The sequence below is a fragment of the Emticicia sp. genome, from assembly GCF_049241225.1.
GTDB lineage: Bacteria > Bacteroidota > Bacteroidia > Cytophagales > Spirosomataceae > Emticicia.
Map to the genome: position 1 here is coordinate 1 of NZ_JBMLRC010000361.1, position 17,190 is coordinate 17,190.

A 17,190-nucleotide genomic window follows, 5' to 3' on the forward strand; every position below is an offset into this window, starting at 1 on the left:
TAAATAAATTAGATTCACCTGATGAGGCAATCTTCTACACTTCCGGACGAACAAGCAATGAAGCAGCTTTTTTGTATCAGCTTTTCATCCGAATGTACGGCACAAATAATATGCCCGATTGCTCGAATATGTGCCATGAGTCAAGTGGTTCGGCTCTGGGAGAAACTTTGGGTTTGGGCAAAGGTTCGGTCAAACTCGATGATTTTGAGAAAGCCGAAGTAATTATGATTCTCGGACAAAACCCCGGAACCAATCATCCACGGATGCTTTCTGCTCTCGAAAAGGCCAAACGTGCAGGAGCAAAAATCATTTCGGTCAATCCATTGGTCGAGGCCGGGTTGTTGAAATTCAAACACCCACAAGAAATGCGTGATGTATTTTTTGGTGGCGAAAAATTGACCGATATTTATCTACAAATCAGAATCAACGGGGATTTAGCTTTGTTGAAGGCAATCAATAAACTTTTGCTCGAAGCTGAACATAAAACAGGAGAAGTTTTTGACAAAGATTTTTTGATTAATCAGACCGAAAATTATGAGAATTACATACAAATCCTTGAAAATGAATCTTTAGAGCAGCTCTCTGACGAGTGTGGAATAGCTTTGGAAGAAATTAAAGCGGCCGCTGATTTATTGATTCAAAATAAAAAAATCATTGTCTGCTGGGCAATGGGACTTACCCAACATAAGAACTCAGTACCAACCATTCGTGAGGTTGTTAATCTACTTTTATTGAAGGGGAGTATCGGTATTGAAGGCGGAGGAACTTGCCCAGTTCGTGGACATTCAAATGTGCAAGGCGACCGCACAATGGGTATTTTTGAAAGACCCAAACCAGAGTTTTTAGATAATCTCCAAAAAGTATTTGGGTTCGAACCTCCACGCAAGCACGGTTATGATACCGTAGAGGCAATCAAAGCAATGGCCGAAAGAAAAGCAAAAGTTTTTATCGGAATGGGCGGTAATTTTTTATCGGCTACACCCGATACTGAGTTTACGGCCAAAGCCCTGCAAAATTGCGATTTAACGGTTCATATTTCTACCAAACTCAATCGCAGCCATCTAATACACGGAAAAACTGCCTTGATTTTGCCAACTTTAGGCCGAACCGACCTCGATATGCAAGCAGGTGGTGTACAATTCGTTTCGGTTGAAGACTCAATGGGCGTGGTGCATAGTAGCAAAGGAGTTTTAGAGCCAATTTCCGAACATTTATTGTCTGAGCCAGCCATCGTTGCAGGAATCGCAAAAGCTACTCTGAAAATAAAAACTCCCCTCTCCATTAGGAGAGGGGTTGGGGGTGAGGTAAACTGGGATTCTCTAATAGCCAATTATGATAATATCAGAGATTTAATTGAGCAATCAATAGCAGGTTTTGAAAATTATAATGTTCGTGTTCGTAATGATGGCGGTTTTTATTTACCGAACCCACCACGTGAAAGAAAATTTAGCACCGATACACAAAAAGCTAAATTTACTATCAATCCATTAGAAAGTATAAAATTGGCAGAGGGCGAGTATTTGATGATGACTATTCGCAGCCATGACCAGTTCAATACGACCATTTATGGTTTAGACGACCGTTATCGAGGTATTTATAATGAAAGAAGAATCATTATGATGAACGAAACCGACATGCAGGAAGCCAATTTTGAAAAATATCAAGTGGTGAATCTGTATAACAATCACGGAGGAGTTGAGCGAGTTGCTGAAAAATTTATCATTGTGCCCTATAATATTCCAAGAAAATGCGTAGCCACGTACTTCCCCGAAGCCAATGTTTTAGTACCGATTGATAGCTACGCCGATATTAGTAAAACCCCAACCTCAAAATCAGTAGTGATTACCATAAAAGCAATTTCTTGAAGAAACGCAGATATTTATGCCAATAAGAAAGTCATACTTTAATCATAAAAATCATAAATATCTGCGTTCAAATATTTTACTCCACCGTTACCGATTTCGCTAAGTTACGAGGTTGGTCAACGTTTCTACCACGAAGTACAGCAATATAATAGGATATTAACTGTAATGGTATAGAAGTCAATAGCGGAGAAAGTAACTCGTTGGTGCGAGGTACTTCAATCGTAAAGTCAACCATACTTGGTATTTGAGTATCTCCTTCGGTTACAATCGCAATTACCCTACCTTTACGGGCTTTTACTTCTTGAATATTCGATACAATTTTTTCGTAAGAACTATCCTTAATCGCAATAAACACCACAGGCATATCTTCATCAATTAAGGCAATTGGCCCGTGTTTCATTTCAGCAGCAGGATAGCCTTCTGCATGAATGTAAGAAATCTCTTTCAATTTCAATGCTCCTTCTAAAGCAACTGGGAAGTTCAATCCACGACCCAAAAAGATAAAATTTGAAGCGAAAGTGAATAGTTTTGAAATATCTTTTACTTTGTCAACATTCTTTAAAATCTTTTCTACTTTGGCCGGAATCGCGTCTAATCCAAAGATTAATTCTCTATACAATTCATTGCTGATTGTGCCTTTTTTCTGAGCCACAGCAATGGCTATTAAAGAGAGAACGGTAACTTGAGCGGTAAAGGCTTTCGTACTTGCCACACCGATTTCAGGGCCAGCGTGTGTATAAACACCCGCGTGAGTAATGCGTGCAATAGAAGAACCTACCACATTACAAACACCTAAAATTATTGCACCTTTCGACTTGGCCAATTCCAAAGCGGCCATAGTATCGGCCGTTTCACCAGATTGTGAAATTGCAATTACAATATCGCCCTCTTTAATGATAGGGTTTCTATAACGGAACTCTGATGCGTATTCAACTTCTACGTTGATTCGAGCCAATTCTTCCAATAAATACTCTCCGACCAAACCTGCGTGCCACGAAGTACCACAGGCAACAATTACAATACGCTTGGTTTTAGCGATTTTGTCGAGATAACTACCCAATCCTCCTAAAAGTAGTGTGGCATCTTCCGGATTGATACGCCCACGCATCGAATCGGCAATCGAACGGGGTTGCTCGAAAATTTCTTTCAGCATGAAATGTTCGTAGCCACCTTTTTCAATCGCTTCGAGTTCGAGTTCAACAGTCTGAATATAAGGGTCAATTTCTTCGTTCGATAAATTCTTGACAATCAGTTCATTATCTTTTACAATAGCAATTTCGTAATCGTCTAGATAAATTACTTCTTTTGTATATTCAATAATTGGAGTTGCATCCGATGCGAAGAAATATTCATCTTCACCCACACCAATTACAAGCGGACTACCTTTTCTTGCCGCAATTAGTTGAGTTGGATTTTCTGAATCCATAATTACGATTGCATAAGCACCCACAACTTCATGTAGAGCAATTCTGACTGCTTCTTCAAGCGAACAATCTTTGTTTTTTTGAATATCTTCTACAAAGTTTACTAACACTTCGGTATCAGTTTGGCTTTGGAATGTATATCCTTTATTCAAAAGACTTTGTTTGATAGAAGCATAGTTTTCAATGATTCCATTATGGATAATAGCAAATCGCCCACTATTCGAATAGTGTGGGTGAGCATTTACATCATTGGGTTCACCATGAGTTGCCCATCGAGTGTGGCCAATACCAATTGTTGCAGATAGTTCCTTATCTTTTATTTCAGCCTCAAGTGCCGAAACCTTCCCTTTCTTTTTGTAAACTTTTAATCCGTGTCCATTCAATAATGCAATACCTGCACTATCATAACCACGGTATTCTAATCTTTTTAATCCTTTGATTATTAATGGGGCGGCTTCTCGGCTACCCACATAAGCTACAATTCCACACATTTTATTGCTAATTTAAGTATATCTAGATGCTTAGTTTAACCTTCAAATCATTAAATATTAACTCTAAGCTTTTTATTTTTGGTAAATGATTGATTAAAAGAAAAAAGCCTATATTTTCTGAAAATTGTTCAAGAAATGGGTTTTGTTCTTCATTTTTATTCAAATGTATATAAAAAATGGCTATTTATTTGATGCAAATTCGACATTCTTTATTTATTATTTTTAATAGAAAAAAAAATTTCTTTCAATTTATAGTTATTATAAAATTTTAATTTTTGACCCAAAATAGTAAATATATTTTCCATTGTTTTATCTATAAAAGCTAAAATAATATACATAAATTATTGAATATTTGTCATTAACCTCTCAAAACTCATCCGCATGTGATTGGTATAGTTTTAAGTAAATGGTTTAAAAATTTCGATAGTTCTATTTTGTGTAAAATATTAGGAATGAGTGTTATGAACAACTATTAACTCTACCACTTTGTCGTTGTATTTACATAAAAAAAATCCCCATTTGAAATACAAATGAGGATTTACATGTCTTTATAGTTATTCTTTATTTTTTTGTAGAATAATAAACGTTTAGTTTGATATTTTTCATCACAACTCTTGATACATCACTGTTATAAAGCGAAATGGTAGAGTTAGTTGTATTCAATAAACTAGGCACTAATGCCATGCCTTCAATTGTTCGTTTTTTTGATATTAAATCTTGCAATACTGAAGTTATATTGAATGTATAGCTATTTGTTGTGCTACTATAATTTGAAACATATTGAGCCGTAAGGCCATCAGATATAACAAATTCGATTAAATTACCACTTGTTTTTTTAATCTGATTATTGGCATCTAACTGCACCAACGCCACTTGTGGTGTTGCTCTATAATTACCGTTGATTTGGTCTAAATCTGGTTCAAAAACCAATTCCGCTTTATTGATTAGAATATTTGCATTTTTTTGTAATGCTGCTAAAGTTGGAAATGTAAGTTTTGGGGAGATACCAGTCCCAGTCTGCAAATAGGTACGATTATTAGTAAGGTTAGAAGGAATGCTTTGCAATTTCTTTAGATTTTGCAGCACAGTTCCATTTCTATTTGCCACTACTTGACTAAATCTTTGCGAATATAGAGTAAGAGGAATACTTTTTCTATCGTTCGAAGTAGTAGTGTGATAGTAAAGCAAGATATACGAATTAGACAGTGCTATTCCATACATATTCTGATCATTGGAATTCGGAATAAATGCTAGTCCCTTTACTGCTGCTACAAATTTTTCATTAGTTGTACTTGCATCCTTGTAAAACAAATCATAGATTTCTTTTCCAAGTGAAGTTGGAAGTTTGAATTTTAGCAAACTATCTTGAGATGATGAAGTGGAGGCTCTTTTCAATTCTTTGTAAGAAAAAGTGCCACTTGCCAGTGGAGTTGGATTAAAGGCTAAAACATCTTCATTGGTATATCTTTTTGTGTTTACAAAATCTTGGGTAAGGCGATGAATGGCCATACTGTAATTTTTCGTAGAGTCGCCATATCTAAATCCATTATGAGCCATATAGATATAAACAGAATCATAGACTGTAATACCAGAGTCTGCCGCAGGGAACTTTAGCGGAGCAAATGCCCCAGATTCAAGAACAGGGAGAGTGATTTGTGCAAATGTTCTGGAAGTGACCTGGCCGAAAATTGGATCTTTATAATTTCCGATACTTACTGCCGACTGACCCGATGTAAAAGTAGAATCAAGCATTACGGTTGAAGCTGCTACCTTTATGGTATCCGTAAACACTGTCGTTATTTGTCCGCCAGTGCTGGGCGTATCAATCACGATACCGATTGGATCTTCACAGGAGAAAAATAATGCGGAAAGTAGCATTGCCGCTAAATTCCGCATCGATATAAGATGTAAAAACTTTACGTCTTTCCAAATATTATTCAGGAACAAGTTCTGTGTAAAGGTTAAAATACGTTTCCGTAACATTGTCATCTTCGATGCTTGCTTCGATTGTGTTTGCTGCAATTTCATTCAAAAGTTTACTTAATTTTTCATTCGATTCCTCGTTGGCTCTCACAACTGCGTCGGCATATTCGCAACCTATTTTGATGAAACCCTCAAAATCTGCCGAACGCAGATTGGCTAAGTTCTCATCAGAAACATCCATTGATTTGGCTTTTTCAACTATATCTTCATCAAATTTATGATCAAAAGTATTGTTGTAGACCGTGAAAACTGACTTAGTGTCCTTAAAAACAGGGTCGTTTTTATAAGTGGTTTTCAAATACAACGGAATCAAAGAAGTCATCCAATCCGTGCAATGCACAATGTCAGGAGCCCAACCGAGTTTTTTAACAGTTTCTAATACGCCTTTACAAAAGAAAATCGTTCTTTCATCGTTATCGTCATAGAAACTTCCTTCCTTATCTAAGAAAACGTATTTTCTGTTAAAATAGTCTTCATTGTCTAAAAAATAAACTTGGAGTTTGGCAGTTGGAATCGAAGCTACTTTAATAATCAATGGCTTTTCATCATCTCCAACGGTAATATTGATACCTGATAGACGTACTACTTCATGAAGGCGGTTTTTACGCTCATTAATTGACCCAAAACGTGGGATTAAAATTCTGATTTCCATGCCTTTCTCTTGCATGGCTTGCGGCAGTTTACGAAGAAATTCAGCTACTTCTGAAACTTGCAGGAAGGGATTTATCTCACTTGCTACGTATAAAATACGAAGTTTACGCATATCTCAATATATTATTAGTGGGAGGTGTCTTCCAAAAAAGTATGCAAAGATACGAAAAAAACTAACAATTTGTACAATAATCTTTGAAAAACAATAGTTGCAGTTGCAAAAATTTCTGTTTTATGCAAAAACGAGTGGTATTTTTCATAAACTGAATGAATATCGTTTTGGCAAGTTTGATTTTAAATGGTTTTTTCCATGACTATAAATTCCAGATGTTGCTTTGGAATGCCAAATTTTGGGTCATTCATCGGAAATGGTTTGGTTTCGCCCGTGTTTTCAAAACCCCTACGTTCATAATATTCGATTAACTCTTTTCTCACAGAAATAACTGTCATCGAAATCTTTTTTAACTGTTGCTCTCTGGCAAAACTTTCCGCTGCCTGCATCAATTTTTTTCCTATGCCACCGCCCTGTAATTCAGGCGAAACCGTAAGCATACCAAGGTATAGTTTATCAACTTGTTTTTCAAGATAAACCGAACCAATAATTTTACCTGATTCGGTATATTTTAAAATAGTTACATTTGGTTTTTGGAGCGATGCTGCCAAGTCTGCTTCGTCGGTTCTGATTCCCCCAAGTAGGTGTTCTTCGGTCGTCCAACCTTTTTTTGATGATTCGCCTCTGTATGCCGAGTTTACTAATTGGTTGAGTTCTGGAATGTCTTGTAGGGTAGCTGTACTAATCATATTTGTAGAATAAAATCATAATTTCCCGAAAGATAATCAATTTCGGGAAATTATGAGAAACAACTCTTACAATGGAATGTTGCCGTGTTTTTTGCGAGGTAGGTTCATTACCTTGTTTTCGAGCATTTTAAATGCCTTCAGAAGCTTCTCACGGGTGTCGGCTGGGTTTATCACTTCGTCGATGTATCCACGGTGTGCTGCCTTGTACGGATTGGCAAATTTATCGGTGTATTCATCTACTTTGTTTTTCAATTCCGCTGTCGAATCTTCTGCCTCCAAAATTTCTTTTCTGAAAATAATCTCTGCTGCCCCTGCTGCCCCCATTACTGCAATTTCGGCCGATGTCCAAGCATAATTCATATCAGCACCGATGTGCTTTGAGTTCATTACGCAATAGGCACCACCGTAGGCTTTACGAGTAATAACAGTAATGCGTGGAACTGTGGCTTCACAGAAAGCATATAGTAATTTTGCCCCGTGCGAAATAATGCCATTCCATTCTTGGTCAGTACCGGGCAAGAAACCTGGAACATCTTCCAGAACTAAAAGTGGAATATTATAACAATCACAAAAACGCACAAACCTTGCACCTTTTAAACTTGCATTAATATCAAGTACGCCTGCCATTACGGCTGGTTGATTGCCCACGATTCCGACGCTACGGCCACCAATTCGGGCAAAACCAACGACAATATTTTCGGCAAAGTTTTTATGTACTTCAAAAAAACTGCCTTCGTCGACCAACTGCTCCACAACTTCACGCATATCGTAGGGTTGATTGGGATTTTCGGGCATTAATTTGTTTAATTCTGGACGTTTTTCGTTGCCGTTCGATTCATAAGGCACAAAAGGAGGTTGTTCTTCGCAGTTAGAAGGAATGTAGCTAAAGAGTTTTTTGATGTCGTTGATGCACTCAATTTCATTGGCGGATACGAAATGTGTAACACCCGATTTTGTAGCGTGGGTCATTGCACCGCCGAGTTCTTCTGAGCTTACGTCTTCGTGAGTAACGGTTTTTACTACGTTTGGCCCTGTTACAAACATATACGAAGTATTTTCGACCATCATCACGAAATCTGTCAGTGCTGGTGAATATACTGCTCCACCCGCACATGGCCCCATGATGGCCGAAATCTGAGGAATTACGCCCGATGCGAGTGTATTTCTGTAAAAAATATCGGCATAGCCAGCCAATGAGTTTACACCTTCTTGGATTCTTGCTCCGCCCGAATCGTTCAAGCCAATGACTGGAGCACCATTTTTCATGGCCATATCCATGATTTTACAGATTTTTTCGGCGTAAGTTTCAGAAAGTGAACCGCCAAAAACCGTAAAATCTTGGGCAAAAACATAGACCAAACGTCCCGAAATTGTGCCGTAGCCGGTCACTACACCATCACCCAGATAATATTCTTTATCTAGGCCGAAGTCTTTGCTGCGGTGCATCACAAACTTGCCGATTTCTTCAAATGTTCCTTCATCGAGCAAGAGTTCGATGCGTTCACGAGCGGTGAGTTTTCCTTTTTTATGTTGAGCTTCAATTCTTTTCTCGCCTCCACCCAAAAGTGCTTCTTCATTTTTGCGGTTAAGAATTTCGAGTTTGTCTAAATTTGATTTTGCTGTCATTGTTATCTTCGATGTTCGTTGAGTTGGACAAATCTAAGAAAATCTACAACAAAAAGGTGAGTATTGAGGTGGGTATTTTAAGAATTTATTGCTAAATAAAAATAGATAGGAGGGAGATTAGGTAGAGACAGGGTATGCCCTGTCTCTACACGTCGATAAAATATTGATTATAACGACATCAAATCTTTGAATTTGATTGCTTGGCGGCGAGAAATTTCAATTTTTTCGGTAGTTGTGCCTTTATCGGTAGTTTTGAGAGTGACCAAAAGTCCACCCGAAAACCACGGCTCAATTTTGTCAATCCAAGCTAAATTAATGATGTGTTTGCGATTAGCACGGAAATATATTTTTGGGTCGAGACGCTCTTCGAGGCTGTTTAACGATTTCAGAATCATAGGTTTTTGGTCGTCGAAGTGCAAACGCACGTAATTACCCATTGATTCAAACAAACGCACTTTTCCGAGTTTTACGAACCAACATTTTTCGCCATCTTTCACAAAAACTTGGTCTGCTTCGCCCAATAGTTTAATACCTTCTTTACGCTCAACCTCATGGATTTGCTCTTCTTCTACACGCTGAATTGCTTCGGCTAAGCGTTGCATATCGACGGGTTTCATTAAGTAATCAAGGGCGTTAAACTCAAATGCCTTAAGTGCGTACTCGTCGTAAGCAGTTGTGAAGATAACCTCTGGCACTTTTCCTTCAATGGCTTCAAGAAGCTGAAAACCATTTTTTCCTGGCATCTGTATATCTAAGAATAACAAATCAGGCGATAATTCATCAATCAGATTGAGGGCTTCGTCGGCATTGGCTGCTTCACCAATAATTTCGATTTTTGGAAAATTTTCTAACAAACGACGAAGTTCGTTTCGAGCCAAGCGTTCGTCATCTACGATAAGTGCTTTCATTTGGTGATTTGTTATTTGGGAATTAGTTATTGGTTTACTGGTTATTGGTGAACTGGTTATTGGTATTCTGTTTACGTGGGAATAGCTAAAGGTAGATTGCATAAAAGTTTCGACTAACAAATTTACCAATAACAAATAACCAATCCACCAGTAACAAGCTTCAGCTCGCCGCCCGAATAGTTGAAGATTCAAGCGGGATATTATTGTTTTTTACATCAATACTGCCTGTTGGAATTACAATTTCAGCACAAACGGTTAGGTTATCTTCTTGATAAATCTTAAAAGAAGCATCGGCTCCGTAAAGAATATCAAGGCGTTGTACTGTATTTTTTAAACCAAAACCACCCGATTCTGAGTCAGAATCAGTGCTGTGGAGTTGGCCAGTATTTCTGATTTTTATATACAGTTTATCTTCGATAATGCTGGTATTGATTTCTACAAAACCCCAACCGATGGCTTTTTGAACACCGTGTTTGATGGCGTTTTCTACCAAAGTTTGGAGCATCATCGGTGGAACTTGAATCCCCAACGTATTATCATCAATGTCCCATTTTGATTGGAGGCGTTCTTCGTAACGTACTTTTTCGAGAGCCAGATAATCTTCAATCGTGCGGAGTTCCTCTTTGAGCGAAATTGTCGTACGTCGGTCGGCAATGAGCGAGCTTCTGAGAATATTCGATAATTGCGTAATGCCTTGCTGTGCTTTGATTGGGTCTTCATAAACCAATGCTCTGATGCTATTCAGTGCATTGAACATGAAGTGAGGGTTCATTTGGGCTTTGAGCACTTTTGCTTCGGTCTCCTTTATTGATGTGCGAAGTTTGAGCTGTTCGATTTCTCGTTGACGTTTTTCTTCTGAATGATGATAGAAAATATAAATCAAGACCCACACCATCATTGGTTTCGAGAGATTGATGAAATACTCAATGGCAAGAATAGGCTGTTCGCTAATTAAGTGCCCTGTGTACTTAGCATCGAGTGGCAGGTTGAGGGCTACCATCAAATCGGTCATTACAAAAACGCCCAATAATACTCTAATTGCTAATTGTGGAAGCGGTAGTGTAATCCAGTTATAACGTTTTACGATGTAGCGAAAGGTATGGGTTAGAAAAATGGTCAAAACTATATTGGCAAATGCTTGAAAGAGCAATTGATTTTCGAAGCCATATTGAATGGTGTAGGATATAATTTCGTTGCCGAAATAAAGTGACCACCCAACAATCTGAAATAACCAATATAGTTTGTTTTTACTCATAATTTTTTAAAATATTTTCTTGATTTTTTTTCTGATGAGGACTTTTAATTTTCTTTTACTTCATGCCACTCATTTTCCCCATCGAGGCAATATTTGGAGGCTTACATTTTACAAGATTGATATCGCTTCTATTTTGTACTGTAAGTATTTTTGTAATTTATCGGGCCGATAAACGATTAGCTAGCCCTTTGAATTTCAAAACAAACTAAAAATACAGAAAACCCGACACTAAAGACGGGTTTTCTACATCAATGGAAAAATGATTCAATAAACGGGCATATTATTTTACCAAAAGTTCGGTCAAATGAGCAGTGTCATTGGCTTTTAAAAGCGTGTACTTTTGGGTATCATAGTTATAACTTAATTGGTAGAGACATAAATTACTATGCTGAAACGAGTCCATTTCAGAAAGTGGTAAATCAAGCAGGTGAGTCAGTAAGATTCTGATCGCACGGCCGTGCATGGCAACCAAAATCAGTTTTTCGTCGGTATTTTCGATTATTTTTTCGAAAGCAACTTTCTGGCGTGCAATTACCTGTTCGGGAGTCTCTCCGCCAGGTGCGGCAGGAATATCGGTTTTTCCTTTGCTCCAATTGGCTATGATTTCGAGGTAATTTTCGTCTTCTTGGTAATTGGGTACTTTTCCTTCTTTTTCTCCCCAACTTATTTCATTGAGTCCTTCGAATTGTTCGTACGGAATCCCCAGATTGATAAACTCCTGTACCGATTGGACGGTGCGACGAAGTTTTGAAGTATAAATTTTATCAAACTCGATATGCTGATAAGCATCAAAAAAAGCTTTTGCTTGTAAAAAGCCCAGTTCGTTAAGGTCTGAGTCGATACCACTGCCTTGAACTACTCCTCGACGATTAAACTCGGTTTCTCCGTGACGAATTAAATAAATTGTTTTGGTAAGCAAAATATCAGTATTTTAAATTGAAACTATCTAAAACAAACCTTAGTTTTGGACTAAAAACTAATAAAGGTGCAAAATTACGAAATAATAGCCTTTTAAGGTAGGTGTCTTTATAAATTTTGAAATTTTTTAAAATAACAAACCATTAGCTAAGTATGATTTTTAAGAATAAGTTTGATTTAACAAAACAATTTGGTGAAGTTTCGATGGGTGACCACCTTGGAATTGAGTTTTTGGAAGTGGGCGACGACTACGTGACTGCTCGAATGCCCGTTGACCATCGTACTAAACAACCTTTCGGAATCCTGCACGGTGGGGCTTCGGTAGTGTTGGCCGAAACACTAGGAAGCATTGCATCTGTTATGTGCTTAGATGATATGGAAAAGCAAAGAGCTGTTGGGCTCGAAATTAATGCCAATCATATTCGATCGGTGACTAGTGGCTGGGTTTATGGAAAAGCAACACCAATTCATGTTGGTCGAACCACTCATATTTGGGATATTAGAATCAATTCAGAAGAGCAAAAGTTAGTGTGTGTGGTGCGTTTGACGGTTGCTGTTATTGACGCAAAATGATGCTTATGGCTCGATTTTTGTTTAAATTTGAGCAATTAATTATTGAGTGAATTATAAAAAAGTCTTACATGAAAAAACTACTATTAGTATTATTGAGTGCTATATCAGGCTCTCTTTTTGCCCAAGAAAAAGTTGATACAACGCTTATGAAAACCGATTCGGTGAAAGTTGATACTTTGATTAACTCAAAAGAAACCTCAACAAAACGCAAAAAAATTGAAGAAGATACCTTGAGTTATGCCGAAGAATTTAAGCGTGATCGTATTAAATTTACCTTCGGGCTACGTGGTGGAATTAGTTTTGGAAAATATCAAGTTAAGGAGATCAAAGATGTGGTTAGAGTTTCTTCATCAGGCCTTCCACAATTTCCAATCGTAAGGGATAATTTTTTGAATAATGCCCAATCGACCTTGGGGTATTTAGGAGGTGTTTTTGTTCGAATGACCAAAGGTTCATTTTATTTTCAACCCGAAGCTGTTTATTCACAAAAGGGTGGAAAATTTGATATTTTACAGACGAATGGTACACTCTTTAGGCGTGTCAGTGGCACAATCAATGCGGTAGATATTCCACTGCTATTTGGATTACGTTTTCGCCAAGCTCGTATTTTTGCCGGGCCTGTGGCTTCTTTTCCAATGAGTTTTAATCAAGAGATTGAAGATGCTTTGAAAGTATATACGATAAAAGATGTGAAGAACGAATTATTAGTACGCCCCAAGTTTGGTATAAATGCTGGAATAGGTTTTGAGTTTAAACATTTTTTTGTCGAAGGTCGTTACGAAGGATTATTCGTCAATATGCTTGATTATGAAATTGGTCCGGCAAATAATCCAGTTCAATTCCAAATGGCACCAAGCCAGTTTCAGATTTCAATAGGATTAGTGAAATAATTATTGGAACACTCAGATACTAAAAAAGCTCATCACTATGATGAGCTTTTTTAGTATCTAATGTATTGCTGATTACTCTACGACTGGAGTTTTTTCTTCAGTAGGAGTATCTACTTTATCCATAAACTCTTGATAATTTGTCAATTTCTCGAATGGACGTTTACCTATTAAATCTACTAAGTCAGACTGATAAAGAATCTCTTTTTTCAGTAGTTCTTGAGCGATTTTCTCTAATTCTTCACGTTTTGAAATCAATAATTCTTTCGTACGAGTATACGCACTATCAATCATTTTCTTTACTTCTTCATCTATTACTTTCGCAGTATCTTCCGAATAAGGTTTAGTGAACGACATTTCACCCTGACCTTTCGAATCATAGAAAGATACATTACCAACACGGTCGTTCATACCATATACCGAAACCATTCCGTAAGCACTTTTTGTGATTCGCTCTAAATCGCTCAATGCACCAGTAGTAATTTTACCAAAAACAACTTCTTCGGCAGCACGACCTCCGAGAGTCATACACATTTCATCAATAAGTTGCTCTGTTCGATACAGATACTGCTCTTTTGGCAAATATTGAGCGTATCCCAAAGCTGCAATACCACGAGGTACGATACTTACCTTTACGAGTGGATTGGCGTGTTCTAAGAACCAGCCAGCAACTGCATGTCCAGCTTCGTGATATGCCACGATTTCTTTTTCTTCTGGCGAAATCAACTTATTCTTCTTCTCAAGTCCTCCAATTTCACGGTCGATTGCATCATGGAAATCTTGCATATCAATGGCTGTTTTGCCACGACGTGCCGCCAAAAGGGCTGCTTCGTTACATACGTTAGCAATTTCTGCACCTGCAAAGCCTGGAGTTTGAGCTGCTAATTTCTTTACATCAATATCGTTCGAAAGCTTCAAAGGTTTCATATGAACTTTGAAAATAGCCTCACGACCAACAATATCAGGAGCATCAACACTTATTTGGCGGTCGAAACGACCTGGACGCATCAAGGCTGGGTCAAGAACATCGGGGCGGTTGGTTGCTGCTAAAATAATAATTCCAGCATCAGAGCCAAAACCATCCATCTCTACTAAGAGAGAGTTAAGTGTATTTTCACGTTCATCGTTTGCACCAGGCATTGAGCCACGTCCACGAGAACGACCAACTGCATCAATCTCATCAATAAAGATAATACACGGAGCTTTTTCTTTGGCTTGTTTGAAGAGGTCACGCACACGAGCGGCACCCACACCCACAAACATTTCAACGAAATCAGAACCCGAAAGTGAGAAGAAAGGCACACTTGCTTCGCCAGCAACTGCCTTGGCCAATAAAGTTTTACCTGTTCCGGGAGGGCCTACGAGTAAAGCACCTTTTGGTATTTTACCACCGAGTTCGGTGTATTTTTTTGGGGTTTTCAAGAAGTCAACAATTTCTTGTAGTTCTTCTTTGGCTTCTTCTAAGCCTGCTACATCATTAAAAGTGATTTTTACTTTATTATCGGCATCGAAAAGAGCCGCTCGTGATTTACCGATATTGAAAATCTGACCACCAGGGCCACCACCTCCTGTCATACGGCTCATTAGGAAATACATCAAACCAAGTACAACGATAAATGGCAGCAGATTTACTATCCAGTTGGTCATGTCTTGGCGTTCAACGATTTCTGGATAAAGTGATTTACTGTATTCAGAATTAATTTGAGGGTTTTTCAAAAACTCCCTGTAATCACTCATAAACGAGTCAACCGATACAATATCTACTTTTAAGTGCGGGCCACCTGCGTTATAACGATTATTACCTAAGTCTTTTTTATACTCTGGTTTTTGGAGAGCATCACGAGTAAGTGTTACTTCTACACTGCGATTTCCCTCTACAACGGCTACTTTTTCAACATCTTTTTGCAAAATCATTTGCTCGAGCTGCTTGTACTTAATCGGTGCCAACGATGCGGACCTCGAAAAAAGTAAAAAGCCTATAATGCCCATGATAATCGCCGCTACAATCCATCCCTGCAAACCACCACCATTATTGGCTGGCTTTCTTTTCGGAAATTCATTACTGTTGTTGTCTGACATTTTTCTAATTTTTCAAAATTTATTGCAATAGTTATTCATATAAAAAAAATAACCTTTACATGGTTTTGAACTATGTAAAGGTTCAAATATTCTTAACATCATTCGAAGACCATTTGTTTAGGTGCTTCGGGCTCAAAGCTTTCTTCGATTATTGTTGTTTCGGCATCGCCCCAAAGAGATTCTAGGTCGTAGAATTTACGGCGGTCTTTTCTGAAAATATGCACAACTACATCAACGTAGTCGAGCAAAATCCATTCACGATTTTGACGCCCTTCTTGGTGCCAAGGGCTAAGTTTGGAGGCTTTGAAAACTTCTTCATCTACCGAGTCGGCGATGGCCGCAATTTGGGTATCGGTATTACCCGAGCAAACTACAAAAAAGTCGGTGATAGCATTCTTGACATTACGTAAATCCATCACTACAATATTTGTCGCTTTTTTTTCTAACATTCCGTGTACTACTAAGCGACTTAACTCATCACCAGAAAGTTCTTTAATTTCTTTCATTCAATATTATCTTCATTTAATTTTGTGAGCGGTTCGTTCAATTAATGGTGAATTATTAATGTTAAATGTTTAATGTAAAGGCTTTATTCTAATTGTTTGTGCATGAAAAACTTGTAATTTATTGATAATCACTATCATACATTTTACATTCTTCATCCCACACTTTCAATTATGCTTCAGCACTTAAAACTCTTTGTTTAACATTAAAAGTTCAAAAAAATAGGCTTTCTTTTGAAAGTACACGAACTTCACTAAAAAATATTTTATGTATGCGTTACCCAAAACGCTAAATTACTATAAAGTTGTACAATTTTCAACCCAAAACTTTATTTCTCGGCAAAAATACCATTTATCTGCCAAGTTGTCATTCAACTAACGATATTGCGGCTGAAATAATTCAAACAAAGCGAGCTTTTGATGGAACAATTGTCATAACATCTGACCAAACGGCGGGTCGTGGACAGCGTGGAAATATGTGGGAAACCCTGCCCAATCAAAACATAACGGTTTCGATGATTCTGAAACCTGATTTTTTGGCGGTTGCTCAACAATTTAATTTAAATATTGCGGTTTCGCTTGGAATTTACGAGTTTTTGTGCAGATATTTATCAGACGGCCTAACTGTCAAGTGGCCCAATGACATTTATGTCGGGAATCGGAAAATGGGTGGCGTTTTGATTGAAAATACACTTTCGGGCAGCCGACTGGCGTATTCGGTTGTGGGTATTGGATTAAATATCAATCAAATAAGTTTTATGAATGATAGAGCAATTTCGCTAAGATTGGCTTCGCAGAAAACGGAAGATTATGTGCTTGAAAAATTGATTGAACAACTTTGTGAATGTATCGAAAAATATTATTTACAGTTAAAAAACGGACACGCCGAAGCTCAGAAAATAAAGTATTTAGAACGAGTATTTCGGTTTGGAGAATGGCATAAGTACGAACAAAATGGCGAACGATTTCTCGGTAAAATAATTGATGTAGCTGAAATGGGACATTTGATAATGCAAGTAGGCGAAGAAGTGAAAAAGTTCGACTTTAAAGAGGTTTCGTTTGTAATTGAATAAAAATTCACCCTAAAACATATAGATTTTGAAAACTATTATTTTAAATCAACCGCAAGAGTTTCAATTAATTAGTCGAGATTTTGATGACACATTGGCCGAAAATGAAGCTCTTTTAAAAATCCATCGTATAGGTATTTGTGGCACAGATTACCA

Annotated in this window: 14 protein-coding genes; 4 read left to right on the forward strand and 10 right to left on the reverse strand. The window is 37.7% G+C overall.

Features of this window, described 5'->3' with window-relative positions; all coding sequences use genetic code 11:
* Positions 1-1,865: FdhF/YdeP family oxidoreductase (locus tag ACOVO2_RS19025; RefSeq protein WP_421771494.1), on the forward strand; the 1,865-nt coding region annotated here is incomplete at its 5' end.
* A gap of 76 nt (positions 1,866-1,941) precedes the next feature.
* On the opposite strand, the gene glmS is transcribed toward ACOVO2_RS19025, so the two are convergent.
* The 8 genes from glmS to ACOVO2_RS19065 form a co-directional block, all read right to left on the reverse strand.
* Positions 1,942-3,780, reverse strand: coding sequence for a glutamine--fructose-6-phosphate transaminase (isomerizing) (gene glmS / locus ACOVO2_RS19030; protein WP_421771495.1), 1,839 nt, complete (start codon positions 3,778-3,780; stop codon positions 1,942-1,944).
* Positions 3,781-4,341: 561 nt separating this feature from the next.
* Positions 4,342-5,676, reverse strand: coding sequence for a DUF4270 domain-containing protein (locus tag ACOVO2_RS19035; protein ID WP_421771496.1), 1,335 nt, complete (start codon positions 5,674-5,676; stop codon positions 4,342-4,344).
* A gap of 37 nt (positions 5,677-5,713) precedes the next feature.
* Positions 5,714-6,526, reverse strand: a complete 813-nt coding sequence (locus ACOVO2_RS19040) for a glycogen/starch synthase (protein ID WP_421771497.1) — start codon at positions 6,524-6,526, stop codon at positions 5,714-5,716.
* Positions 6,527-6,708: 182 nt separating this feature from the next.
* Positions 6,709-7,215, reverse strand: a complete 507-nt coding sequence (locus ACOVO2_RS19045) for a GNAT family N-acetyltransferase (RefSeq protein ID WP_421771498.1) — start codon at positions 7,213-7,215, stop codon at positions 6,709-6,711.
* A gap of 66 nt (positions 7,216-7,281) precedes the next feature.
* Positions 7,282-8,841, reverse strand: a complete 1,560-nt coding sequence (locus ACOVO2_RS19050; RefSeq protein WP_421771499.1) for an acyl-CoA carboxylase subunit beta — start codon at positions 8,839-8,841, stop codon at positions 7,282-7,284.
* A 167-nt stretch (positions 8,842-9,008) separates the two neighbouring features.
* Complete coding sequence (locus ACOVO2_RS19055; protein ID WP_421771500.1) at positions 9,009-9,749, reverse strand: LytR/AlgR family response regulator transcription factor; 741 nt, start codon at positions 9,747-9,749, stop codon at positions 9,009-9,011.
* A 160-nt stretch (positions 9,750-9,909) separates the two neighbouring features.
* A complete protein-coding gene (locus ACOVO2_RS19060; protein WP_421771501.1) occupies positions 9,910-11,004 on the reverse strand; it encodes a sensor histidine kinase in 1,095 nt (364 codons plus the stop codon).
* A 280-nt stretch (positions 11,005-11,284) separates the two neighbouring features.
* Positions 11,285-11,923, reverse strand: coding sequence for a histidine phosphatase family protein (locus ACOVO2_RS19065; RefSeq protein WP_421771502.1), 639 nt, complete (start codon positions 11,921-11,923; stop codon positions 11,285-11,287).
* Positions 11,924-12,075: 152 nt separating this feature from the next.
* Here ACOVO2_RS19065 and ACOVO2_RS19070 point away from each other — a divergent pair, with 152 nt between their 5' ends.
* Together ACOVO2_RS19070 and ACOVO2_RS19075 are read left to right on the forward strand one after the other, a co-directional pair.
* Positions 12,076-12,495 (forward strand): hotdog fold thioesterase, encoded by a 420-nt coding sequence (locus tag ACOVO2_RS19070; RefSeq protein WP_421771503.1) that lies wholly within the window; start codon positions 12,076-12,078, stop codon positions 12,493-12,495.
* A gap of 68 nt (positions 12,496-12,563) precedes the next feature.
* The gene (locus ACOVO2_RS19075) at positions 12,564-13,385 is read left to right on the forward strand and encodes a porin family protein (protein ID WP_421771504.1); all 822 of its coding nucleotides are present in this window, start codon (positions 12,564-12,566) and stop codon (positions 13,383-13,385) included.
* A gap of 72 nt (positions 13,386-13,457) precedes the next feature.
* Here the strand turns inward: ACOVO2_RS19075 and ftsH are convergent, their stop codons facing one another.
* Together ftsH and rsfS are read right to left on the reverse strand one after the other, a co-directional pair.
* Positions 13,458-15,461, reverse strand: a complete 2,004-nt coding sequence (gene ftsH / locus ACOVO2_RS19080) for an ATP-dependent zinc metalloprotease FtsH (protein ID WP_421771505.1) — start codon at positions 15,459-15,461, stop codon at positions 13,458-13,460.
* Between the two features lie 98 nt (positions 15,462-15,559).
* The gene (gene rsfS / locus ACOVO2_RS19085; protein ID WP_188769113.1) at positions 15,560-15,967 is read right to left on the reverse strand and encodes a ribosome silencing factor; all 408 of its coding nucleotides are present in this window, start codon (positions 15,965-15,967) and stop codon (positions 15,560-15,562) included.
* Positions 15,968-16,269: 302 nt separating this feature from the next.
* On the opposite strand from rsfS, the gene ACOVO2_RS19090 reads away from it, so the two are divergent.
* A complete protein-coding gene (locus ACOVO2_RS19090) occupies positions 16,270-17,037 on the forward strand; it encodes a biotin--[acetyl-CoA-carboxylase] ligase (protein ID WP_421771506.1) in 768 nt (255 codons plus the stop codon).
* The last annotated feature ends 153 nt before the right edge of the window (positions 17,038-17,190 follow it).